Origin of the sequence: Lachnospira rogosae (ex Hitch et al. 2025), assembly GCF_040096455.1 — a bacterium.
GTDB classification, from domain to species: Bacteria; Bacillota; Clostridia; order Lachnospirales; family Lachnospiraceae; genus Lachnospira; species Lachnospira rogosae.
Genome location: NZ_JBBMER010000006.1, coordinates 1 through 21,788, shown reverse-complemented (window position 1 = coordinate 21,788; position 21,788 = coordinate 1). Strand labels below are relative to the sequence as shown.

Here is a 21,788-nt window from a genome sequence, read left to right as displayed (position 1 = left end):
CATATTATCCGGTTATTATACATTTATCTGCAATACTGCATATCTCATCCCAGTCATCTGCCGAGTCTTTATCATATACAGCACACACTTTCAATCCAGCATTATGTGCCGCCCGAACGCCTCTTAGAATATCCTCATACACCCACGTATCAGATATATCCATTCCTGCTGACCTGGCAACCTTTTTATAGCTTTCCTTATCACTCTTTCCTATGCCGACATCATATACTGTGTATATTCCCTCAAAACATTCATATATTTCTAACCTTTTAAGAAGAATTTCCACACTGGAAGTATCGGAAGCACTGAATATTACAAGCTTGCTTCCAGCCTCATATTCTCTTCTTATAAGCTTTATCATTCCCTTCTTTGCAGGAATATCACTTGCATAATGCTTATTCATAATATCAACTGCTGCCTCTGTTATCTGTTCTAGCGATGTATCAATCCCAAGAACATTTTGCAGATAAGCCGCATATTCCGAAAGGTCCATAACTCCTGTTATCTCATCAAAATTCTTTGGAAGCTTAGCACCTCTTAAAATGGCATATTCCCTTGCACTATTCTTCCAGAACGGCATAGAGTCAACAAGTGTTCCATCCATATCAAATATTATGTTCTTATTATAATTAAACAGCTTTCTTGTCTTCTTATAAAGCTTTCTTGTCGCCTCCGAGCAGTCATCACTTGCAAATATCGCCGATACAACAGCAATTCCGTCCACGCCTGTATCCTTTAAATAATCACAGTTGTCATAATTAATGCCTCCAATTGCAACTATCGGCATATCAAGCATAGCTGTAAGCTTAAGAAGATTATCCCTGCTTAAATCTTTGGCATCTTTCTTCGTGCTTGTATGAAATACAGCTCCCATTCCAACATAATCAGCACCAAGTCTTGCCGCATTTGCCGCCTGCTCTGGTGTCTTTACTGTCATTCCTATTATCTTGTCAGGTCCTAGAAGCTCTCTTGCTGTTTCGTAGCTTGCATCACTTTGTCCTATATGAACTCCGTCAACATCTGCCTCTAACGCCGCGTATATATCATCATCTATAACAAATGGCACACCATATCTTCTTGCTATCGGTTTAATTGCCAATGCTTTTTTTACAATCTCCTCGTGTGTCGAATCCTTTTCTCTTAACTGCAAAAATGTAGCTCCTGCCGCAAGGACTTTCTCAATTTCTTCATAGAAATCCCTGCCATTAAGCCATTGCGTATCTGTAACGGCGTAAAGCTGCATATCTTCACGGGTAACTTTCATAATAATCTCCATTTCTGCGTACACTTTTTTTACATTAGTATAATATAATTCTTTTCAATTTAAAGCAACTGTCTTATAATAAATCTTTAGCAAAATATCATAAACTTAACAAGCCCTGTTATGGGCAGGATAGGAGATTAATTATGACTAAAGATTTAACAAAAGGTAAAATTATGCCTCTCCTTGTTGGATTTACAATACCGTTAGTCCTCGGTAACTTATTCCAGCTTACATATAACGCTGTCGACAGTATTATTGTAGGACAATTCGTAGGTAAAGAAGCCCTTGCGGCTGTTGGTATATGCAACCCTGTAATGACTCTTATGATTTTATTCTTAAATGGTCTGTGTATGGGTGCGAGCATACTTATGGGTACACAATTCGGAGCTAAAGATTACAACAAGCTTCAAAGACAGATAAGCACAACAATGCTTTCAGGCACTGTATTCTCTGCAATATTAAGCCTGTGCTGCATTATCTTTTCAAGACCTATTCTTAAATTGTTACAGGTTGACCCATCTATTATGGATTTAACTGTTTCTTATATGAGAATTATATTTTTAGGATTGATATTTACATTTTTATATAATTTCTTTTCAAGCACATTAAGGGCATTAGGCGACAGCCAGACTCCTTTATACTTCCTTATTGCAAGCTCACTGCTTAATATTTTCGGAGATTTATTCTTTGTAATTGTCCTTAAAATGGGAAGCAACGGCTGTGCAATATCAACTGTAATAAGCGAAATGATGTGCTGTGTATTCTGTATTATATACATACAAAAGCGTGTCGAGATATTAAGGCTAGGCAGAAAATGGCTTGTATTTGACAATTCACTTCTTAAAAAGACAATAAGCTACGGCTGGGTATCCGCTATGCAGCAGGCAACTGTCCAGTTAGGAAAGATTGGCATTCAGGCAATCGTCAACACTATGGGCGTGTCCGTAGCCGCTGCATTTGCTGTTGTCAACAGAATTGATGATTTTGCGTATACTCCTGAGCAGAATATCGGCCACGCTATGACTGCACTTATGGCTCAGAACAAAGGTGCTAATGAAAAAAAACGTATGAAAGAAGGCTTTAAATGTGGTATGATGCTTGAATTCATATATGGAATTATTCTTTTTGCCGTGTGCTTTATACTTGCACGACCACTTATGCTTCTGTTTGTTAAAGATGAAGAAGTTATTCTGCATGGTGTTAAGTATCTGCGCCTTATCTCATTTATGTATATACTCCCAGCCGCTACTAACGGCATACAGGGATATTTCCGTGGAATTGGCGATTTAAAGATTACACTTTTAAGCAGCTTTATCAATATGGGCGTACGTGTTATAGCCGCTATCCCACTCGTACTTGTAATGGGCATGGGAATTGAAGCCCTCCCATTATCATACCTTGCCGGCTGGATTGGTATGCTTATTGCTGAACTTCCGCTGCTTATAAGGAATTACAGGTCCATTGCAAAATAGGCTTCACTGAATATAAACTATGAATAAAAAATGATAAAATTTTGATTAAAATTTGAACTCAATAATACAGACATCTTGCCGCAACTACAGATTAATTGAACTTGATTTATAGTATTTACAGTGATAGAATAATAATATCTTTTTGGAATTAGCAACAAAAGATTAAATTATACTGATTACTCAGTTATAGTAACAATTATTCACTAAGCAAAGAAACAGGCGGGATTTAATATCCCGCCTGTTTCTTTATAACTATTCACAGAATGTAAGCCTGTTTCCTGTTAATCCAAGCAAAGGCTTAAACTCTGCATTCTTCTTATAATTTATAATAATACATTTTCTAACTTTAACTTAGGTACGTGATGAACCTGATTGTCATCTCTGTAATACTTAAGATTCGCTCCCTCAGATACTTCATCAATAACAACCTGTTCCTTAGGATATCCCAATGCAATAACAAGTCTTGCTGTCATACCCTCTGGAATTGAAAGTTCTTCGTTAAGCTTAGGAATATTAACACTTGCAAACATACAGCCTCCAAGATTAACCTCATTGGCGGCAAGAAGTATTGTCTGTGCCGCTATTCCCTCATCTCTTGGTGCTGATACGCTTGAAGCACTGCATATTATTATGTAGCCTGCTGGTCTTTCACCCTCAACAGGACCATCCCAGTCTGGAAGCGCACCTGCCCATTTTAATGTGTCAAACACTTTTTTATTGCTTTCCTCATCACACACAACCTTATATCTTAAAGGCTGGTTGTTAGCACCTGAAGCTGTATTTCTTGCTATATCAACAAGATTTACAAGCTCGTTCTTTTCTATTTTCTTATCCTCAAAAAAACGTCTATATGAACGGTTCTTTAATACAAGTTCCTTAAATGACATATGACTCTCCCTTCTGATTATATTAAATTTATTACTGTACCATACAAGCCTGCTTAATCTGCTTTACTATATGCTCACTATGAAGCTTAAAACGCCTCTGTTCTGACGGAATGAACCTCTCTGACATTATGAAATCAATGAATTCCTCATATGGCATATACATATAGTCCATAGTTTCACCCTGCTGTAATTTAACGTGTTCCTCATCATCACATACATTAAGATAACCATAATATATACAATGTCTTGCATCATCAGTATACCTATAAAGTTCAATTAAATCCTCTGGCGATTTCTTAATTCCCGTTTCTTCCAGAAGTTCCCTTACCGCTCCTGTCCTAGGTGTTTCACCGCTGATAATAGAACCTCCTGTAACTTCCCATTTTAAAGAATTCGTCTTGTTACGCGACCTCTGCGTTGTAAGCACCTTTCCTGTCTTTGTAACTGTATACACCATAACAACTATGTGGTACACGCCTTCTGGAAGTGACTTTGCCATACTTCTGCGAACTTCAAAACCTAACTTATTCTCATTGGCATCATAAGCGTCCCACATCTCCTCATCGACCATTTCAATGAAGCTGTCATAATACTGCTCCTTAAAATATATCATTTCTTCTATCTGCTGTTTGGTATATAATATGTTCTCAGGTGCAACGACCCACACTGTTCCTGAATCATCTCTCCTTCTTGCAACTGCAATAAGAACACCTGAATATTCATCAACAGCAACATCAACACCTACAAGATACACTCTCTGGTCATCTGTTACCGGTTTGAATTCCAGATCCTTATCATTGATAACGTATCCGACATTAATCGGATACACAACCGAGGGGTTATCCTCGTCTGTACTTCCCAATGGGTGGTCTACTTTTACGGCTACTAATTCTTCTCTCACTGTTCCTCCTCCAGGTACTAACAATAGACACAAAATGTTGTTCTTACTTATTATCTAACCACTTATAATGATAAATGTAATTTGCCACTAATATTATATATTATTTTACATTTGTTGCAAGTATTTTACAATAAAGGCGATATCATTCTTAACATACATACCCCAAGTCTTAATGGCTTAATAACATCTTTAGTATAATCAGCTGTCACTTCGTGTCCTGCCTCAAAGTTATTTAACATATCCTGCTTTACACTTAATGCCGTCGCTTTATTATATATAAATACTGCATTTTCAAAATGAAGATATAAGCTTCTGTAGTCCATATTGATTGTGCCAACAACAGATACTTCATCATCACATACCCACTGCTTAGCGTGACAGAATCCTGGTGTATACTCATATATTCTCACGCCAGCCGAACACAGTGGCTCATAATAAGACCTTGTAATTCTGTATACAAGCTTCTTATCTGGTATTCCCGGTGTGACAATTCTTACATCAACACCTCTCTTAACCGCAAGCCTTAACTCTCTTTCCATCTCATCAGTGATAATAAGATACGGAGTTGTGATATACACATAGTCCTTGGCATTTTTTAGAATATTAAGGTACACGTCCTCACCAATTCTGTCCTGTCCTAATGGATTATCTGAATATGGCTGTACATAACAGTCTTTCATAACTGCCTTATATGTACCATCTGTCGCATCAAGATATTTATTATAATCATTATCAGTATGTTCTATGGCATTCCACATAGTAAGAAAGCTTGCTGTGAGACTCTTTACCGCATCACCCTGAAGCTTAATTCCTGTGTCCTTCCAGTAACCATATGGGTGTGTTATATTAAAATACTCATCTGCAAGATTATATCCACCTGTAAAGCCTACCTTGCCGTCAATAACGGTTATCTTCCTGTGATCCCTGTTATTCATAAACATATTTACAATAACTTTAAGTGGATTGAATACACGGCACTGTATGCCCTTCTGCCTCATCTGTTTTATGAACTCTTTATTAAGGAAAAAAATACTTCCTAAATCGTCATAGAATATTCTTACCTCCACACCGCTCTGTGCCTTATTTTCAAGGATATGCTTAAGCCTTGCAAAGCTTTCAGCATCTTCAATAGCGTGATATTCCATAAATATAAAATGCTCTGCCTTTTCAAGTTCAACAAGCTGTGCCTCAAAGCTTACATCAGTAGTTGGATAATATTTTACATCTGTATTGCTGTATACAGGATATCTTGCTGTATTGCTTATATATCTGCACTGGTTAGCTACGCCCTTGTCCTTGCTGGCTATATCATCTATTATGCCCTTATCCTGCTTTAAGAGGGTAAGCACATTCGTTTCAATATTATTAAATGAACGTCTAACACCTTTAGTTACAATAGAACGTCCAAATAGCAGATATATACATATTCCAAAAAACGGAACTGCAGTTATTACGATAAGCCAGGGCATTTTCTGTGCCGCATTAACGTGTGTTCCAAATATTTTAAGGGCAATAAACATTGCTATAAATGTAAGAAGCAATGTTATGGCAGTTGAATATGTATTCAGCTTCATCATTAAAAATATCATCCAGCCAGTCTGTATAAGAACAAGAAGCCCTATCAGTATCAACCTTGTTGCACTATTTTTTATGCTTGATTTTTTCTCTGTACGCATACCATCACCATTCCTGCATATATTATCTATAATTCAATCTGTGCATCATCACAAATCTTATGTAATAGATAATTATACACCTATATTGTCTGTCCTGCAAACTGTGTCATATATAATTTATAATATCTTCCCATTTTGTTAAGAAGTTCTTTATGATTGCCTGCTTCAACTATATGTCCCTCATCCATAACAACGATTATGTCAGCATCCTGTATTGTAGACAATCTATGAGCTATTATAAGACTTGTCCTGTTCTCCATAAGCTTAAGCATTGCATCCTGAATATGCTTTTCAGTTCTTGTATCCACGTTAGATGTCGCCTCGTCCAATATAAGGATCTTAGGCTGTGCAAGAAATGCTCTTGCTATTGATAAAAGCTGTCTTTGTCCCTGTGATATATTCTCACCCTCTGCCATAAGCTCTGTATCGTATTTTAATGGCATTTTATTAATCATAGTATCGCAGTTGCTCATAACCGCAGCGGCATACATCTGCTCATCAGTTGCCGCTTCGTTAGAATACTTAAGATTATTCTTTATTGTATCAGCAAATAACACAGTATCCTGCAATACAATCGCTGTATTCTTACGGAGTGTGGCACAATCTATTTCCTTGATATTAACATCATCTATTAATATTTCTCCGCTGTCAACGTCATAAAATCTCATTAAAAGATTGACAACTGTTGTCTTTCCACTTCCTGTTGAGCCTACAAGTGCCACCTTCTGTCCTGCCTTAACTTGAAGATTAAAGTCATATAACACCTGCTTGTCCTTGGTATATGAGAAATTGACATCTTTAAACTTAATAACGCCCTCAAGCTTATCCATATTCTTATCACCACTCTTATCTTCAAGCGGTTCGTCCATAACTGCAAACACTCTCTCTGCACCCGCTATGGCGGTCTGTATCTGTCCATATATCTGTGCAAGCTCATCAATTGGTCTTCCGAACTGCTTCGCATATACGATAAATGCTGATATAACACCGATAGATATAATATGGTTAATGGCAAAATATCCGCCAAATGCCGCAATAATAACAAAGCTTATATTATTGATTACATTCATAACTGGTCCCATTGAACCGCCAAGAATCTCTGCTATAATTCCAACCCTTGTAAGTTCATCCGACACATTGTTAAAGTCTTTTATGACATTTTCCTGCCTGTTATATGCAACAACTGACTTATAACCTGTAACCATCTCCTCAACCGTTCCATTAAGATTACCTAAAAGCACCTGTCTTTTCGTAAAGAACTTCTTCATGGCCTTAGATAAGAACTTAGTTGCAATCACTGTAAGAATTACAGTAACGCACGATAACAGTGCAAGCTGTGGACATAATACAGTCATCATTATAACTGTTCCAATAATCGTTAATACGCCTGAGAACATCGAACTTAACGATTGCGAAACTGTTGTTGATATATTCTCAATATCGTTAGTCATACGGCTCATAATATCTCCGTGGCTGTTACTGTCAAGGTATCTTACAGGAAGATTAACTATGTGCCTGAATAAATCTTCTCTCATCTTCTTTACGATATTCTGGCTTAATACCGCACTTATCTTGGTCTGTAAAAATGTACATATACTATGTATTATGTATACAACCACCATTGTTATAAGTATCGGAGTTAATTCCTTAAATCTGCCAGAAGCTATAATATCAATTGCATTACTCTGAAGCTTTGGTGCATATACCGAACATATTACTACAACGATAACAGCCGCCAGAAGCCCTATAATCATAGCTTTCTCAGCCGCAAAATATGCTATCAGTCTTTTTAAAGTACCCTTCTTGTCCTTAGCCTTCTCAACAGTAAGATTGCGGTTGCCAGGTCTTCTGCCAAAGGCTTTATAATTATTCATCTGTGCCTGTCTGCTCTGCTCCATTCTATTCATTTCCTTTCAGCTGTGACTCATAAATATCTTTATATATCTCACTTGTCTTTATAAGCTCACTATGGCTTCCAACATCTGCTAATCTGCCATTATCCATTACAACAATTCTATCTGCATTCTTTACAGAAGCAATTCTCTGGGCAATTATAATCCTGGTTACATCATATTTCTTTACCGACAGCTCTGAATAAAGATCAGCCTCTGTCTTTAAATCAAGTGCACTTGTAGCATCATCAAATATAAGTATCTCTGAATTCTTAAGCACTGCACGGCTTATGGCAACTCTCTGCTTCTGGCCTCCTGAAAGACTGTGTCCACCCTGACTTACCTGTGTATCCATACCATCTGTCCTGTTGTCAATAAATTCTGTTGCCTGTGCTATGTCAGCGGCTTGTCTTATCTTTTCAATGTCTGCACTGTCATCACCCCACGCAATATTTTCTGCTATTGTAGTGCTGAATATCTCCGGCTTCTGTAATGCTATTGACACTTTATCCCTTAAAACCTGCAAATCATAATCTTTAACATTGACATCATCTATAAGTACTTCCCCCTTAGTCACATCATAAAAACGTGGTATGAGATTTACAAGACTTGACTTGCCGCAGCCTGTTGCACCCAGTATTCCGATAGTTTCACCCGGATTAATAACAAGGTTAAAGTTCTCAATAACATTTTCATTATCCATACCTGGATATGCAAATGACACATTCTTAAATTCAACTTTTCCCTTAACGGCAGTTTCTTTATTATATGTACCGCTCTTTATTGCCGGATCACAGTTAATTATCTCCATAACACGCTTCTTTGAGGCAATTCCCCTTGAAGCTGTCTGAAATATCATCGTCATACGCATAACCGCATTAAGCACCTGTGAACAATATGTAATCGCCGCCATTACATTACCAGGCGTTGCACTTCCTGCACTTACCTGTATTCCACCAACCTTTATAACCGCAACAACTGAAAGATTTAATATAATATTCATAATAGGTGTCATATAAGAAAGCAGTAAAAGCACATCAAGCTGTGTTGAAACAAGCTCATTATTAGCTTTCTCAAATCTTTCTGTCTCGTAATCTTCCTTGACATATGCCTTTACAACTCTTGCACCAGACACATTTTCCTGCATTACATTGTTAACCTTATCAAGCTTCTTCTGTAACACTGTGAACTTAGGATTGGCTTTGGCTATGAAATATACAACACATACTGCAACAAACGGAAGTGCACATGCAATTATTATTCCAAATTCCATATTAAGTGACACCATACACGCTATACCACCGATAAACAGCATACTTGTACGCACAAAACCTCTCAGGCATTGCATTACAAAATTCTGAAGCTGTGTTATATCATTCGTAACCCTTGTAATTAAAGAACCTGTGGAGAATTTATCAGTCTGTTCAAAAGAGAATTCCATAATTCTCTTAAAGACAGCTTTTCTTACATCATTACCAAACTGCTGTGCACAAAGATTGGCAAAGACACCGGACATAATGCCACAGATACCACCAAGTGCCACAAATCCTATCATTTTAAGCCCGATGGTAATTACTGTATTAAGATTGCCAACCCCGCCATTGTTAAGCCCCAATACACCGTCATCAATTATTCTGCTCATAAGCTCCGGCTGTAACAAGTCCATAGAAACCTCACCTATCATAAATACAGGTGCAAGCAGAGCAAAGAACCAATACTTTTTTAAATATTTAAGCATACCACATTCCTTTCTTAAGCTTTATTACTTCTTATAGCTAAAAAGCACCATCAGAATAAATCTGCTGGTGCTTCTTCTATTATAAATACATTTTATAAATCAAGTACAAATATTCACTTAATAACAGCAATTCTTACTTAATCCAATATCTAATCTTCAAATACCTGCTTAATACTGTCATAATGCAGGAATTCTCCTGTTGCTGCTATCTGTTTAAGCTCTTCTCTGGTAACGAACTTATACCCTAAGGCTTCCTCTGTCTGTATATGTATGTCCTCATCTTTAACATCTTTAATGAACTTGTATACATCTACAAAATAATTGTCGCCCTTGCCAGGATTCTCTCTTTTATAGGTGAATACATATCCACCTCTGGCATCTGTAACGTCAATTCCTGTCTCTTCACGAACCTCACGTCTTACTGCCTCAATTGACTCCTCACCTGCCTGAGCCGCTCCACCTGATACTTCCCACCAGCCAGGAGCCCACGCCTTAGTCATAACACGCTGTGTAATAAGGAACTTTCCATCCGGACGTTCTATGACACCTAACACTGTAAGATGATATTCTCCATCTTTAAGCTGCCAGTCATTCTTTTTCATTAATCTGCCTGTCTTTTCTTTGTTGGCATCATATATATCCCACATTTCCATATACGTCATCCTCCATATATTGTAATCAGCCATACAATAATATACAGCGATTAACATTTTCGTTATAACTATGATTAGTATAACACATTTTCAATACTTTTTCTAGTTAGCTGAGTGAATTTTAACCATATGAGCATATTCACCATCTAACTCCATAAGCTCCTTGTGAGTTCCTCTTTCCTTAATCCCCTCATCTGTAAGCATAAATATTTCCTCAGCATTTTCTATTGTAGTAAGTCTGTGGGCTATAACAAATGTAGTTCTATTCTTAGCCAGCTTCTCTAACGACTCCTGTACAATCTGCTCACTTTCATTATCAAGTGCTGATGTTGCCTCATCAAATATAAGTATAGGTGGATTTTTAAGAAATACCCTTGCTATTGATAATCTCTGCTTCTGTCCACCTGACAACTTGACACCTCTTTGTCCTATATCCGTGTCGTATCCATTTTCAAATGCTTCTATAAATTCATGTGCATTGGCAAGCTTTGCCGCTGCAACTACTTCGTCATCGGTAGCATCTGGCTTTCCGTATCGTATATTCTCTTTAATGCTTCCCATAAACAGATATACGTCCTGCTGGACAACCCCGATATTATCCCTTAAGCTCTTAAGAGTAACATCTTTAATGTCTTTTCCATCAATTCTTATGCTTCCTTCTGTCGCCTCATAAAATCTTGGTATAAGCGAACATAATGTAGTCTTTCCTGCTCCTGACGGACCTACCAGTGCCACATATCTGCCTGGTGTAACATTAAAGCTGATTCCTGATAATACTTCCTCGATTCCGTCCTTATATCTAAAAGATACATTGTCGAATGTAATCTCACCCTTAACGTCTTTAAGTTCAACTGCATCTGGCTTTTCCTTTATATCCGGTTCAACTGATAATATCTCAAGAAATCTTTCATAACCGGAATAACCGTTCTGGAACTGTTCTGTAAAATCAATAAGTACCTTTACCGGCTCCGTAAATATATTTATATACAATAAAAATGTTACGAAGTCTGTAATATTAACCCAGCCTCTTGTTATTCCTATACCGCCCACTGCAATTACAATTACATTAATCATAGTTGTAAATGCTGTAAGTCCGGCATTGTACATTCCCATATAATGATAGCTGTCTTTCTTTGACTCTAAGAATAAATCATTGCCTTTTTTGAACTTACCGCACTCTATATCCTCATTAGCAAATGATTTAACAACACGTATTCCTGACAGATTATCTTCTATCTGTGCATTAATCTCACCTATACGGATACGGTTTCTTTTAAATGCACGCTTCATTTTCTTATTAAGGAAATATGCAAATACAAGCATAACAGGCACAAGCACAAATGCAGTAAGCGTAAGCCTTACATCTATAGTGCTTAATATAACAAGTGCACCTACAATCTTAATAAGTGATATTGTTATATTCTCAGGACCGTGGTGTAAAAGCTCTGTTATATCGAATAAATCCGAAGTTATTCTTGATAATAACTGTCCAACCTTCTGGTCATCATAGAATGAATAAGAAAGCTTCTGGTAGTGGTTAAAAATCTCAGCCCTCATATCGTATTCAATCTTAGCTCCCATAACGTGTCCGTAATTAGATATATAATAATTACACCCCCACTGCACAAGAACAAGCACGAATAATATCACAACTATTGTAAATATTGCCTTAGACGCTTCATCTGCCGGCATATAGGCAACCTTGGAAGTTATATATCTTACAACAAGCGGTATGACAAGTGCCACCGCCGCAGACATCATCGCAAGAATCATATCTATAATAAATGTGCCTAAATATGGCTTATAATACTTTGCAAGCTTTTTAAGATTTTCTTTCATACAACTCACTAATCCTTTCATGCTTTATTCATTATTAATAACTTTAATTTTAGTGTTCTGCTTTCATAATCTGTACCGGCACTCCAAGAAGCACTGCTCCGCCAAGCATATTTCCGATTGTCACCATAATCATACTCTTGATAACAGAAGCTGTGCCAATATCACCAAGTAACATATATCCAATAGAAAATGTACTCATATTAGCAATACAATGCTCAAAACCAGCAACTACGAACGCCATAATAATACAGAACATTATTATAAGCTTGCCGCTTTCTGTCTTTAACTTAGTACCAACTAATACTGCCATACATACAAGGAAATTACAAAGAATCCCCCTTACTAAAAGTTCCATGGAACCTGCTGAAATCTTAGAATATATAAAACTGTTATAATAATCAACCATTATTGCGTGTGAAGCCTTACTATATACAAATAAACCCGAAAGAATAAATGCACCGGCAAAGTTACCTATATAGCTTACAACCCATACTTTTATTAGATCTCTTACTGAAACCGTCTTATTGTATGTGCCAATCGCCATAACAAAATTATTACCTGTAAATAATTCTCCTCCCATAAATACGACGAGTACAATTGCAATTGAGAATAAAAATGCACCTAAAAGCTTACCAAACTGTGGATAAGTTGGAAGCAGTACTGCCGCACTCACATTCGATAAAATTGTTGCAACAACAATATAGAAGCCTGCCATAATAGAGCGCATAAAATACTTTCCGAAATGGTTGTTGCATAACTCTGCCTTATTCGATGCTGCCTTAGCAATTGCATCGACATCTGAAAATAACATATTAATCCTCCGTTCGTTGGTCTGACAACCTGTAATCGGGTCTGCAACAATAGTTACAGACCCGATTATAGAGGATAACACATATAAAATTCTATTTCCATAATTTGTGTGTATTTTTAAAAGAACTTACTACTTTAAAGGCATTACAGCCACATAATTAAACATCATAATAAAGTGGCATATGCTTCCTGCCATAACAAACAGATGAAATATCTCGTGAGAACCAAAATACTTATGGTTGGCATTAAAAACCTTAAGCTTAAGTGCATATATGACGCCACCGATTGTATATATTATTCCACCTGCTAACAACCACGCAAATGCCGCTGTTGGAAGTGCATTTATTATCTGTGTAAATGATAATACACACGCCCAGCCCATAACAATATAAAGAACTGATGATACCCACTTAGGACAGGTTACCCAGCATAATTTAAAGATAATACCAACTATTGCAATTCCCCATACTAGTGCTAACAGTGCATATCCTGTCTTGTTATGAAGGACAACTAAGCATACAGGAGTATAGGAACCTGCTATCATAACCGATATCATACAATGGTCTAACTTCTTTAATATTTTATTAATTCCAGGTGTTGCATTAACTGTATGATAAGTTGTACTTGCAGCATACAGCAAAATCATTGTTCCTATAAATATTGAAAGTGAAATAACATGTATTGTATCAGGTGCTGACAATGCCTTAATTATAAGCGGTGTTGCAGCAAATAACGCCATAAGCATTGCTATAAAATGTGTTATTGCACTTCCTGGGTCTTTTATCTTTATGTTAGATACATTTTTCTTAATCTTTTCCATAATAATCCTCTTTTCTGCACACGCTTTCTTAATATGTGCTGTAATTATCTTCATATTACATAGTATTGATTACTACGTTATATATATAATATAACCATTTATCATAGAAATCAATATCTAATCACATAATTAATCAAAAAAATACTGTGCAAGGACATAAAAAAAGCCACTTTTAACGGTCAATCCGCTAAAAGTGGCAGCTTTTTATATTACTTCATAAGCTTAAATGCACTAACTAATTCTTTTAATCTGTCCGCCTGTGAAGCAAGTTCCTCACTGCTTGCAGAACTTTCCTCAGCCATAGCTGTATTCTCTTCTACTACAGCTGCTATCTGGCTTGCTGCTTCTGATACCTGCTTTAATGATTCAGCCTGCTGTTCTGAAGCAACTGAAATCTGCTCGATATTCTCAACAAGTTCTTTAGTCTTCTCAACTGACTCCATAAGCTTAGCAGCTGCATCATCAACCATTCCCTTGCCCTCTTCAACTGCATTAATTGCCTGAACTATAAGTTCACCAGAGCTCTTAGCTGCATCTGCACTCTGTGCTGCAAGATTACCAACCTGTGTTGCAACAACTGCGAAGCCTCTTCCTTCTTCACCTGCTCTTGCAGCTTCAATCGAAGCGTTAAGTGCAAGAAGGTTAGTACTTGAGGCAATCTCATCAATTGTATTAATAATACTGCTGATATGCTTAGAATTCTCTGTGATAACTTCCATAGCGTGAACTATCTGCTGTACCTGATTATTACTTTCAATAATCTGGTCACCAACAGCTTTAGCCATTTCATTAGCCTTATTAGCATTATGTGCATTCATATCAACCTGATCAGCTACATTAGCAATTGTACTCTGTAATTCCTGTACTGAACTTGCCTGATCCGTTGCACCCTCAGTAATTGCCTGTGCACCATCTGAAAGCTGGCTTGCATTGGAAGCTACCATATCTGCAACACCATTAATCTCTGAAAGAGTTGATGAAAGATCTGTTATAACTTTTACTAAAGCAACTTCAATGTCCTTAAAGTCACCGATGTGTTCTACATTAGGTGATATATTAAAGTTACCACCTGCCATCTCTTTTAAACCTCGTGTTAGGTCTTTAATTATTGCACTTAATCTTCCCGCCATATTATCAAACTTCTCAGCAAGCTGACCAATTTCATCATTATAATTCTTCTTAATATTAACTGAGAAATCTCCCATCGCAAGCTGGTCCGCTACTGCAACTACATCATCTATAGGCTTAATGTACTTCTTAATAAGCTTATTGCTGATAACAATTATAATTACTAAAGTTATAATCGAAATAACAATCATAAACACTACAAGAATAATCGTATTACGCTCAAGATCTGTCTTATTTAATGCACTTGCTGCCCACCAGGTCTGATTAACAGCTTTAATAGGTGCATAATATCTTTCAACCTTAGAACCATCATCCTTCTTAGTTGTTACACTGAAACTGCTTCCTGTATCAATGCCCTTTTGTATCTTGGCATATTCTTTAGCCGGTAAAACATCGCTTAACTTCTTTCCAACATATTCATCTGATTCGCTGTCATATACAAATGTACCATCACCCATAAGTACATCTACATACATTGTATTGTACTTATCGTCTGTTGAACGGAGTCCGCTGAATGTATCAACATTAATATCTACAAGAATTACACCCTGTGTCTTACCATGATATACAATTGGAAAAGAGGCACTTACCATATTGATGCCCTGATCCTTATATGGACTTGTAAAGCTGCTCTGCTGTGAAGCTGCTGCATTCTTGTAATAGTCCTTTGAACCATAGCTTGAATACTCACCATAGCTTTGTACCTTTCCACTCTGTGCATCTGATTCACTTACATAGATTGTATAATCTTTAATAGCAGGGTCAAAAGCATTAGGCTCAAAGAATACACCAACACCTGCAATGCTTTCACTTGATGTTACAGATGTATTGGCTACGCTGATCATAAACTGCTCAATCTCTTTGTTCATCTTCTGTAACTGTACATCATATACTTCACTCTTAACTGTCTCTCCAGTATATCCGGTCTTAGCATAATCATCATAACGTTCCGTAATATAATTCTGAAGAATATTAGCAACATCTGAGGCTCTGTCAAGTACCTCCTGTACTGATACACCATTCTGCTGTGCAATTCCATCAAACTCACCACTTATACTACTATTCATAAACTTAGCTGCAATTGTTGCACTAATTGCAATCATAACCGTAAGGCAGGCAACTAATAATATACCCACTGCTACTGAAATCTTATAGGTCAGTTGTTTATTTTTGAACCCCTCGACTGCAGCATTTTTCTCTGTGTGTTCCTTGCTCATATTATTCCTCCGTTCTTCTACACATTAAATATTCAATTGATCGTATCTTAAATATTTAAATATATATTATCACTATGTATTTACAATATCAATCCATTTATTAAGTTTTACTAAAATTTGTTAAATATTGTTAAATTATCTTTAAAATCGCAGGTTAATAATCCCAAATTTATACATTTTGAAGCAACTTGAAACTTGAAATAAACACATAATTAAGAAACAAGCTGGAAGTATATGCCAATATTACGCAGACTTATTAATTAAATAAAATTGCGCTATATTAAGCATATACTTCCAGCTTTACATCATCTGTTATCAACCTTTTCAGGATTCATATCGTGCCATAAAAGTCTCTGCTTTGCCATATCCTCAAATGCAGTTCCTTCCTTGCCATAATTGCAATATGGGTCAATTGATATTCCTCCTCGTGGAGTGAACTTGCCCCACACTTCTATATATCTTGGCTGCATAAGCCTGATTAAATCCTTCATAATTATATTCACACAGTCCTCATGGAAATCACCATGATTTCTGAAACTGAACAGATATAATTTAAGTGACTTTGATTCAACCATAAGCTTATCAGGAATATATGATATATATATTGTTGCAAAATCAGGCTGGCCTGTTATAGGACAAAGACTTGTAAACTCAGGACAATTAAACTTTACAAAATAATCATTGTCCGGATGTTTGTTCTCAAATGTTTCAAGCACTCCTGGTGCATAATCCATACTATACTTCGTCTTATTGCCTAACTGCTTAAGTCCTTCATCTTCTCTAGACATATTAATCTCCATTCCTGCATATTGTTCTGTCCACATATTAATTCTTTGGTATATTAATCTACTTGTATAATATTCTTTTTGTATATCAATTCCCCAGTTTATTAATCTGCTTATATAGGATTACTTAATATGCTTTTTAATTCTTTCTGTCATCTGCTCCTCACCCATAATATGAACTATTGTCCAAAGGTCAGGTGTATTGGCACGTCCTGTAACTGCAATCCTTACAGCTTCAGCTATATCAGATACATTTCCCTTGAAATTCTCTGGATTAGCCTTGTAAGCCTTCATATCTGAAGCAAAGCCGTGCTCATCTGCTATCTCCTTAAGCTTGTTAAACCATACTGAATTATCATCATTATGGTCATACTTTGCAAGATAACTCTTTAGTATCTTACTTACCATATCTTCATCAAGCTTGAATTCGTCCATTTCCTCTGCTGACTCACCGTCAAAGAAATAAGAGATAAGTTCAAATATCTGCTTTGCATACATTAAATCTTTTCTTCTTCTCTTAGCACCGACACCCATATAAAGGCGGAGAATTTGTAACATCTTTTCTCTATCGCCGAACCATTTCTCTACATTTTCTGGTTCATTCTCCTTAGCCCAGTCATAAAGGAAATCGTAAAGTTCTTCTTCTGAAAGCTTAGATAATTCATTCTTACATATATTATGAAGCTTATCCTTATCAAAGAGTGCACCTGACTGGTTCATCTTCTCTACTGAGAATGGGAACTCATTGATATCCTTGTCCGGGAACTTCTCGTGCCACTCTTCAAAGTTAGAATTAAGAAGCGTAAGAAGATATACCTTCATTGTATATGGATGGTATCCGTCCTTCCTATAATAATCAAGTGAAAGCTCTGGGTCTTTTCTCTTAGATAACTTTCTCTTGCCTCCTGTCTCCTCATCAAACTTCATAAGATGTGCTGTATGTGCGTAAGCCGGCATCTTAAAGCCTAATAAATGGAATAACTCATAATGTATAGGAGCTGATGCAAGCCACTCACCACCTCTTACAACTGTAGTTGTTCTCATAAGATGGTCATCAATTGCATGTGCAAAATGGTATGTTGGAATACCATCTTTCTTTAAAAGCACAATGTCGTGTATATTCTCTGGAAGCTTAATCTCTCCCTTGATTGCATCAACAAATGTAATCTCCTTATCAGGGCTTCCCTGTGAACGAAGTCTTAATACATATGGCTTGCCAGCCTTAATATTAGCTTCTACCTCTTCATAAGAGAGGTTGCGACAAGTCGCATATTCTCCATAATAACCTGTAAGAACCTTATCTTCTTCCTGCTTTGCCCTTACCTTATCAAGCTCTTCCTCTGTACAAAAGCATGGGTAAGCAAGTCCTCTTTCTACAAGACTCTTAGCATATGTATGATATATTTCAACTCTCTGTCTCTGGAAATATGGTCCATAAGCATTTCTTGGGTCTGTATCATCAAAGCCAGCACCCTCATCAAATTCAATATCAAAATATCTTAATACATTAATAATTGTTTCTACTGCACCATCAACTTTTCTTTTCTCATCTGTATCTTCTATTCTAAGATAAAATACACCACCATTTCTGTGTGCAATTCTCTCATCAGCAAGTGCACTATAGAGATTGCCCAGATGAATAAATCCTGTTGGACTTGGTGCCATACGTGTAACTTCTGCCTTATTAGGAAGCTTTCTATATGGGAATTTCTCTTCATAATATTCAGGAGTATTAACTACTTCCGGAAATAATAAATCTGCTAATTTCTGATTATCCATTTCATCCTCATTTCTGCGCATATTCTCATATAACTTCTATGTATTATATAATTATATACAATGCTATAATGCGCTTATACATTCACATATCATTACGGCCACAGCCAATATTATATATTACACATTTTTATGATATTTATCAACTTATGTTTGATATATATATCAATTTCATATCACCAACACTTTTAATATAGTCATTGACATATAACAATATATTCCTATGTACACTTTGTATGCTATATATCATATATAGCATATATAATATATATAGTTCGACAGATATATTAAAATACAGGCATTTAAATATTCACATAAATCAGCATAACTTTTTTAATTCAACAATATATTCTCTATAGCATATGCCACACCATCTTCATCATTGCTTTTAGTCACATAATCAGCAATGCTCTTTAAATGTTCTGTTGCATTACCCATAACAACACCGTAGCCTGCGAATTGTATCATATCAATATCATTATCCGCATCGCCAAATGCCGCAATATCTTTCCTGTCTATGCCAAGAAGTCCTGCAAGATATTGTACTCCTGACCTCTTTCCAGCATCTTTATATGATATTTCTATAAGCTGTTTTACTGAGCTTGTAATATATATATCCTTGTCAGACTCATAAAGTTCATCAATAATCTTACGCTTTAAAATGTCATCATCAAGGACAACATCCATACAATCAAGTTCACTTCTATGCTCATTAATGAATTGTATAATATCCTCTTTTAATATTCTTGTGGAACGCACATATTGTATCGCATTTTCTGTTGCACCGTACTTTACAGGATTGTCAATATACTCCTTTGCCGCATATGCACACCCTCTTATAAATGCCTCATAAGTAACAGGGTACTGCTTACATACCGACAGAACATTATCAACAGACTGTGGTTTTAGTATATATGACTTAATACATTTTCTATCTGCAATCCTGTATACACTTGCACCATTGCTTGTTATTGCATACTCTATTCCCTGTACATTAAGCACTTCCTCTGGAAGAGTATCAAATGCCCTGCCGCTGGCAATACATACATGGACACCTCTTTTAATTGCCCCGCTTAAAGCTCTTTTGTTAGCCTCCGATAAGTGTCCGTCCGATGTAAGTGTTGTTCTGTCCAAATCCAGTGCAATAAGTTTAACCATATATCCTCCATAACCACATAACCTTAATCATTATACAGTCTGCGTTACTTATAATACTCATCAATAAGTATCTAATTCACATTTTACGCTTTACTGCTCCAGAAATCAACAGGTTCATACTCCTGTAATCTTGCAAGAAAACCAAGCTTGTCAAGCTTCTCCTGAATAATGTCCAACGTGTCCTCATCAGGTGCTATCACTGTATGATAATGATACCCTGATGTGACATTCATTAACAGATTAGACTTTCCATTTCCAATCTCTGCCATATAATCTTTAATATCACGCCTTGAGTGCAGATTAAGATCTGCCTTAATAACTCCGTATACTTTGTGATATACGAACACATCTTTAACCCAGCCACCCATATCAACAATACTGTTAAGCTCTGCTTCTACATCTGCTTCTGTATGAACGACCTTAAATATTCTTGTATGTTCATTCTTCTTACGGATAACATATCCCCTGTTAGTTGATGATATTTCATTATCAGAAGCTCTTATAAGTGCTATATCCTGAACAATTACCTGTCTGCTCACATTAAGCATACTGGCAAGTGCAACTCCCGAAACAGGCTTACTACTACTATTAAGAATATCTATTATTTTTTCACGTCTTTGTTCTCCGTTCATACTATCTCTCCATTTTCATCTATTCAATTGGGTGAAGATTTTTTAATGATATATCCATAATCGGTGCTGAATGTGTAAGTGCTCCGCTTGATACATAATCAACAGAAAGTCCTGATAACTTTTCAAGGTTCTCTTTGGTAATATTACCAGATATTTCAACCTCTGCCCTACCGTCAATTATATTAAGAGCTTCTTTCATAGTATCGTGTGACATATTATCAAGCATAATTATATCTGCTCCGGCTTCAACAGCCTCACGGACCATATCAAGATTCTCAACCTCAATTTCTATTTTTCTTACAAATGGTGCATATTCCTTTGCCATTCTAACAGCCTTAGCTACTCCGCCAGCCGCTCCTATATGATTATCCTTAAGAAGCACACCATCTGTAAGATTGTATCTGTGGTTATTACCGCCACCGACTCTCACCGCATACTTCTCAAACAATCTATTATTAGGTGTTGTCTTTCTTGTATCCAGAAGCTTAATACCTGTTCCTTCAAGACACTGGGCAACTTCATTAGTATATGTAGCAATTCCACTCATTCTCTGTAAGTAATTAAGTGCTGTTCTCTCCCCACATAATAACACTTTTATGTCACCTGTTACAACTGCAAGAAGCTCTCCCTTAGTAACTTTATCTCCATCTTTTACTTTTAAATCAACAACTGTATTCTCATCAAGAAGTGTGAATACCCTTGCAAATATCGGAAGTCCGCATATGATTCCATCCTGCTTGCATATAAGCTGTACCTCGCCCTTCTTAGGTTCTGGCATAACACTGTTAGTCGACACATCTTCACTTGTTATATCTTCCTTTAACGCACTGATTATTAATGGATCTGCATTTAATTTTAAAGTAACATTATCAAACATATTTATTCTCCTGATTATATCATAAATTCTGCGCAGCTTTTCAGCGCATCCGAAGTTTCGAAGAAACTTCTAAGTGACTACGAAGTAGTCATATTATACCATATTTTCTGCGTTGCTTTTCCACGCATCCGAAGTTTCGAAGAAACTTCTAAGTGACTACGAAGTAGTCATATTATACCATATTTTTGCGTTGCTTTTCCACGCATCCGAAGTTTCGAAGAAACTTCTAAGTGACTACGAAGTAGTCATATTATACCATATTT

At 36.5% G+C, this 21,788-nt stretch carries 17 protein-coding genes; 1 reads left to right on the top strand and 16 read right to left on the bottom strand.

The genetic code is table 11. The features are described from left to right. Positions 1 to 4: 4 nt before the first annotated feature. Positions 5 to 1,264, bottom strand: coding sequence for a thiamine phosphate synthase (gene thiE / locus WMO14_RS08760; RefSeq protein ID WP_022502872.1), 1,260 nt, complete (start codon positions 1,262 to 1,264; stop codon positions 5 to 7). A 143-nt stretch (positions 1,265 to 1,407) separates the two neighbouring features. Between thiE and WMO14_RS08755 the strand changes: the two genes are divergently transcribed. Then, entirely contained in the window at positions 1,408 to 2,736 is a 1,329-nt protein-coding gene (locus WMO14_RS08755) for an MATE family efflux transporter (protein ID WP_022502873.1), read from the top strand. A gap of 323 nt (positions 2,737 to 3,059) precedes the next feature. Here WMO14_RS08755 and WMO14_RS08750 read toward each other — a convergent pair whose 3' ends face one another. From WMO14_RS08750 to nadC, 15 genes are all read right to left on the bottom strand, one after another. Beyond that, complete coding sequence (locus tag WMO14_RS08750) at positions 3,060 to 3,623, bottom strand: nitroreductase family protein (protein ID WP_022502874.1); 564 nt, start codon at positions 3,621 to 3,623, stop codon at positions 3,060 to 3,062. Between the two features lie 31 nt (positions 3,624 to 3,654). Then, positions 3,655 to 4,524, bottom strand: a complete 870-nt coding sequence (locus WMO14_RS08745; RefSeq protein ID WP_022502875.1) for an NUDIX hydrolase — start codon at positions 4,522 to 4,524, stop codon at positions 3,655 to 3,657. A gap of 125 nt (positions 4,525 to 4,649) precedes the next feature. Beyond that, positions 4,650 to 6,200 (bottom strand): cardiolipin synthase, encoded by a 1,551-nt coding sequence (cls, locus tag WMO14_RS08740; protein ID WP_055306438.1) that lies wholly within the window; start codon positions 6,198 to 6,200, stop codon positions 4,650 to 4,652. An 80-nt stretch (positions 6,201 to 6,280) separates the two neighbouring features. After that, a complete protein-coding gene (locus WMO14_RS08735) occupies positions 6,281 to 8,098 on the bottom strand; it encodes an ABC transporter ATP-binding protein (RefSeq protein ID WP_349153687.1) in 1,818 nt (605 codons plus the stop codon). Between the two features lies 1 nt (position 8,099). Next, positions 8,100 to 9,830, bottom strand: coding sequence for an ABC transporter ATP-binding protein (locus tag WMO14_RS08730; RefSeq protein ID WP_318255700.1), 1,731 nt, complete (start codon positions 9,828 to 9,830; stop codon positions 8,100 to 8,102). Between the two features lie 149 nt (positions 9,831 to 9,979). Next, positions 9,980 to 10,483 carry an NUDIX hydrolase gene (locus WMO14_RS08725; protein ID WP_349153686.1) on the bottom strand — a complete coding sequence of 168 codons (504 nt, stop codon included), beginning with the start codon at positions 10,481 to 10,483 and terminating at the stop codon, positions 9,980 to 9,982. Between the two features lie 102 nt (positions 10,484 to 10,585). After that, positions 10,586 to 12,322, bottom strand: coding sequence for an ABC transporter ATP-binding protein (locus WMO14_RS08720; RefSeq protein WP_349153685.1), 1,737 nt, complete (start codon positions 12,320 to 12,322; stop codon positions 10,586 to 10,588). 49 nt (positions 12,323 to 12,371) lie between these two features. Continuing rightward, complete coding sequence (locus WMO14_RS08715) at positions 12,372 to 13,133, bottom strand: formate/nitrite transporter family protein (protein ID WP_022502881.1); 762 nt, start codon at positions 13,131 to 13,133, stop codon at positions 12,372 to 12,374. A 129-nt stretch (positions 13,134 to 13,262) separates the two neighbouring features. Next, positions 13,263 to 13,952, bottom strand: coding sequence for a PAQR family membrane homeostasis protein TrhA (trhA, locus tag WMO14_RS08710; protein ID WP_349153684.1), 690 nt, complete (start codon positions 13,950 to 13,952; stop codon positions 13,263 to 13,265). Between the two features lie 209 nt (positions 13,953 to 14,161). Next, the gene (locus tag WMO14_RS08705; RefSeq protein WP_349153683.1) at positions 14,162 to 16,297 is read right to left on the bottom strand and encodes a methyl-accepting chemotaxis protein; all 2,136 of its coding nucleotides are present in this window, start codon (positions 16,295 to 16,297) and stop codon (positions 14,162 to 14,164) included. A 305-nt stretch (positions 16,298 to 16,602) separates the two neighbouring features. After that, a complete protein-coding gene (queF, locus tag WMO14_RS08700; protein ID WP_022502884.1) occupies positions 16,603 to 17,085 on the bottom strand; it encodes a preQ(1) synthase in 483 nt (160 codons plus the stop codon). A gap of 120 nt (positions 17,086 to 17,205) precedes the next feature. After that, a complete protein-coding gene (gene gltX, locus WMO14_RS08695) occupies positions 17,206 to 18,861 on the bottom strand; it encodes a glutamate--tRNA ligase (RefSeq protein WP_349153682.1) in 1,656 nt (551 codons plus the stop codon). A 330-nt stretch (positions 18,862 to 19,191) separates the two neighbouring features. After that, positions 19,192 to 20,016 carry a Cof-type HAD-IIB family hydrolase gene (locus WMO14_RS08690; RefSeq protein WP_055175542.1) on the bottom strand — a complete coding sequence of 275 codons (825 nt, stop codon included), beginning with the start codon at positions 20,014 to 20,016 and terminating at the stop codon, positions 19,192 to 19,194. Between the two features lie 83 nt (positions 20,017 to 20,099). Further along, positions 20,100 to 20,648 carry a transcription repressor NadR gene (locus WMO14_RS08685; RefSeq protein ID WP_022502887.1) on the bottom strand — a complete coding sequence of 183 codons (549 nt, stop codon included), beginning with the start codon at positions 20,646 to 20,648 and terminating at the stop codon, positions 20,100 to 20,102. Positions 20,649 to 20,667: 19 nt separating this feature from the next. Then, positions 20,668 to 21,525, bottom strand: coding sequence for a carboxylating nicotinate-nucleotide diphosphorylase (gene nadC / locus WMO14_RS08680; RefSeq protein ID WP_022502888.1), 858 nt, complete (start codon positions 21,523 to 21,525; stop codon positions 20,668 to 20,670). Between the last annotated feature and the right edge of the window lie 263 nt (positions 21,526 to 21,788).

Coding starts and splice junctions, on each gene's coding strand:
- thiE (WP_022502872.1), bottom strand. CDS start 1,264: ATGAAAGTTACCCGTGAAGATATGCAGCTTTACGCCGTTACAGATACG.
- WMO14_RS08755 (WP_022502873.1), top strand. CDS start 1,408: ATGACTAAAGATTTAACAAAAGGTAAAATTATGCCTCTCCTTGTTGGA.
- WMO14_RS08750 (WP_022502874.1), bottom strand. CDS start 3,623: ATGTCATTTAAGGAACTTGTATTAAAGAACCGTTCATATAGACGTTTT.
- cls (WP_055306438.1), bottom strand. CDS start 6,200: ATGCGTACAGAGAAAAAATCAAGCATAAAAAATAGTGCAACAAGGTTG.
- WMO14_RS08735 (WP_349153687.1), bottom strand. CDS start 8,098: ATGGAGCAGAGCAGACAGGCACAGATGAATAATTATAAAGCCTTTGGC.
- WMO14_RS08730 (WP_318255700.1), bottom strand. CDS start 9,830: ATGCTTAAATATTTAAAAAAGTATTGGTTCTTTGCTCTGCTTGCACCT.
- WMO14_RS08725 (WP_349153686.1), bottom strand. CDS start 10,483: ATGGAAATGTGGGATATATATGATGCCAACAAAGAAAAGACAGGCAGA.
- WMO14_RS08720 (WP_349153685.1), bottom strand. CDS start 12,322: ATGAAAGAAAATCTTAAAAAGCTTGCAAAGTATTATAAGCCATATTTA.
- WMO14_RS08715 (WP_022502881.1), bottom strand. CDS start 13,133: ATGTTATTTTCAGATGTCGATGCAATTGCTAAGGCAGCATCGAATAAG.
- trhA (WP_349153684.1), bottom strand. CDS start 13,952: ATGGAAAAGATTAAGAAAAATGTATCTAACATAAAGATAAAAGACCCA.
- WMO14_RS08705 (WP_349153683.1), bottom strand. CDS start 16,297: ATGAGCAAGGAACACACAGAGAAAAATGCTGCAGTCGAGGGGTTCAAA.
- queF (WP_022502884.1), bottom strand. CDS start 17,085: ATGTCTAGAGAAGATGAAGGACTTAAGCAGTTAGGCAATAAGACGAAG.
- gltX (WP_349153682.1), bottom strand. CDS start 18,861: ATGGATAATCAGAAATTAGCAGATTTATTATTTCCGGAAGTAGTTAAT.
- WMO14_RS08690 (WP_055175542.1), bottom strand. CDS start 20,016: ATGGTTAAACTTATTGCACTGGATTTGGACAGAACAACACTTACATCG.
- WMO14_RS08685 (WP_022502887.1), bottom strand. CDS start 20,648: ATGAACGGAGAACAAAGACGTGAAAAAATAATAGATATTCTTAATAGT.
- nadC (WP_022502888.1), bottom strand. CDS start 21,525: ATGTTTGATAATGTTACTTTAAAATTAAATGCAGATCCATTAATAATC.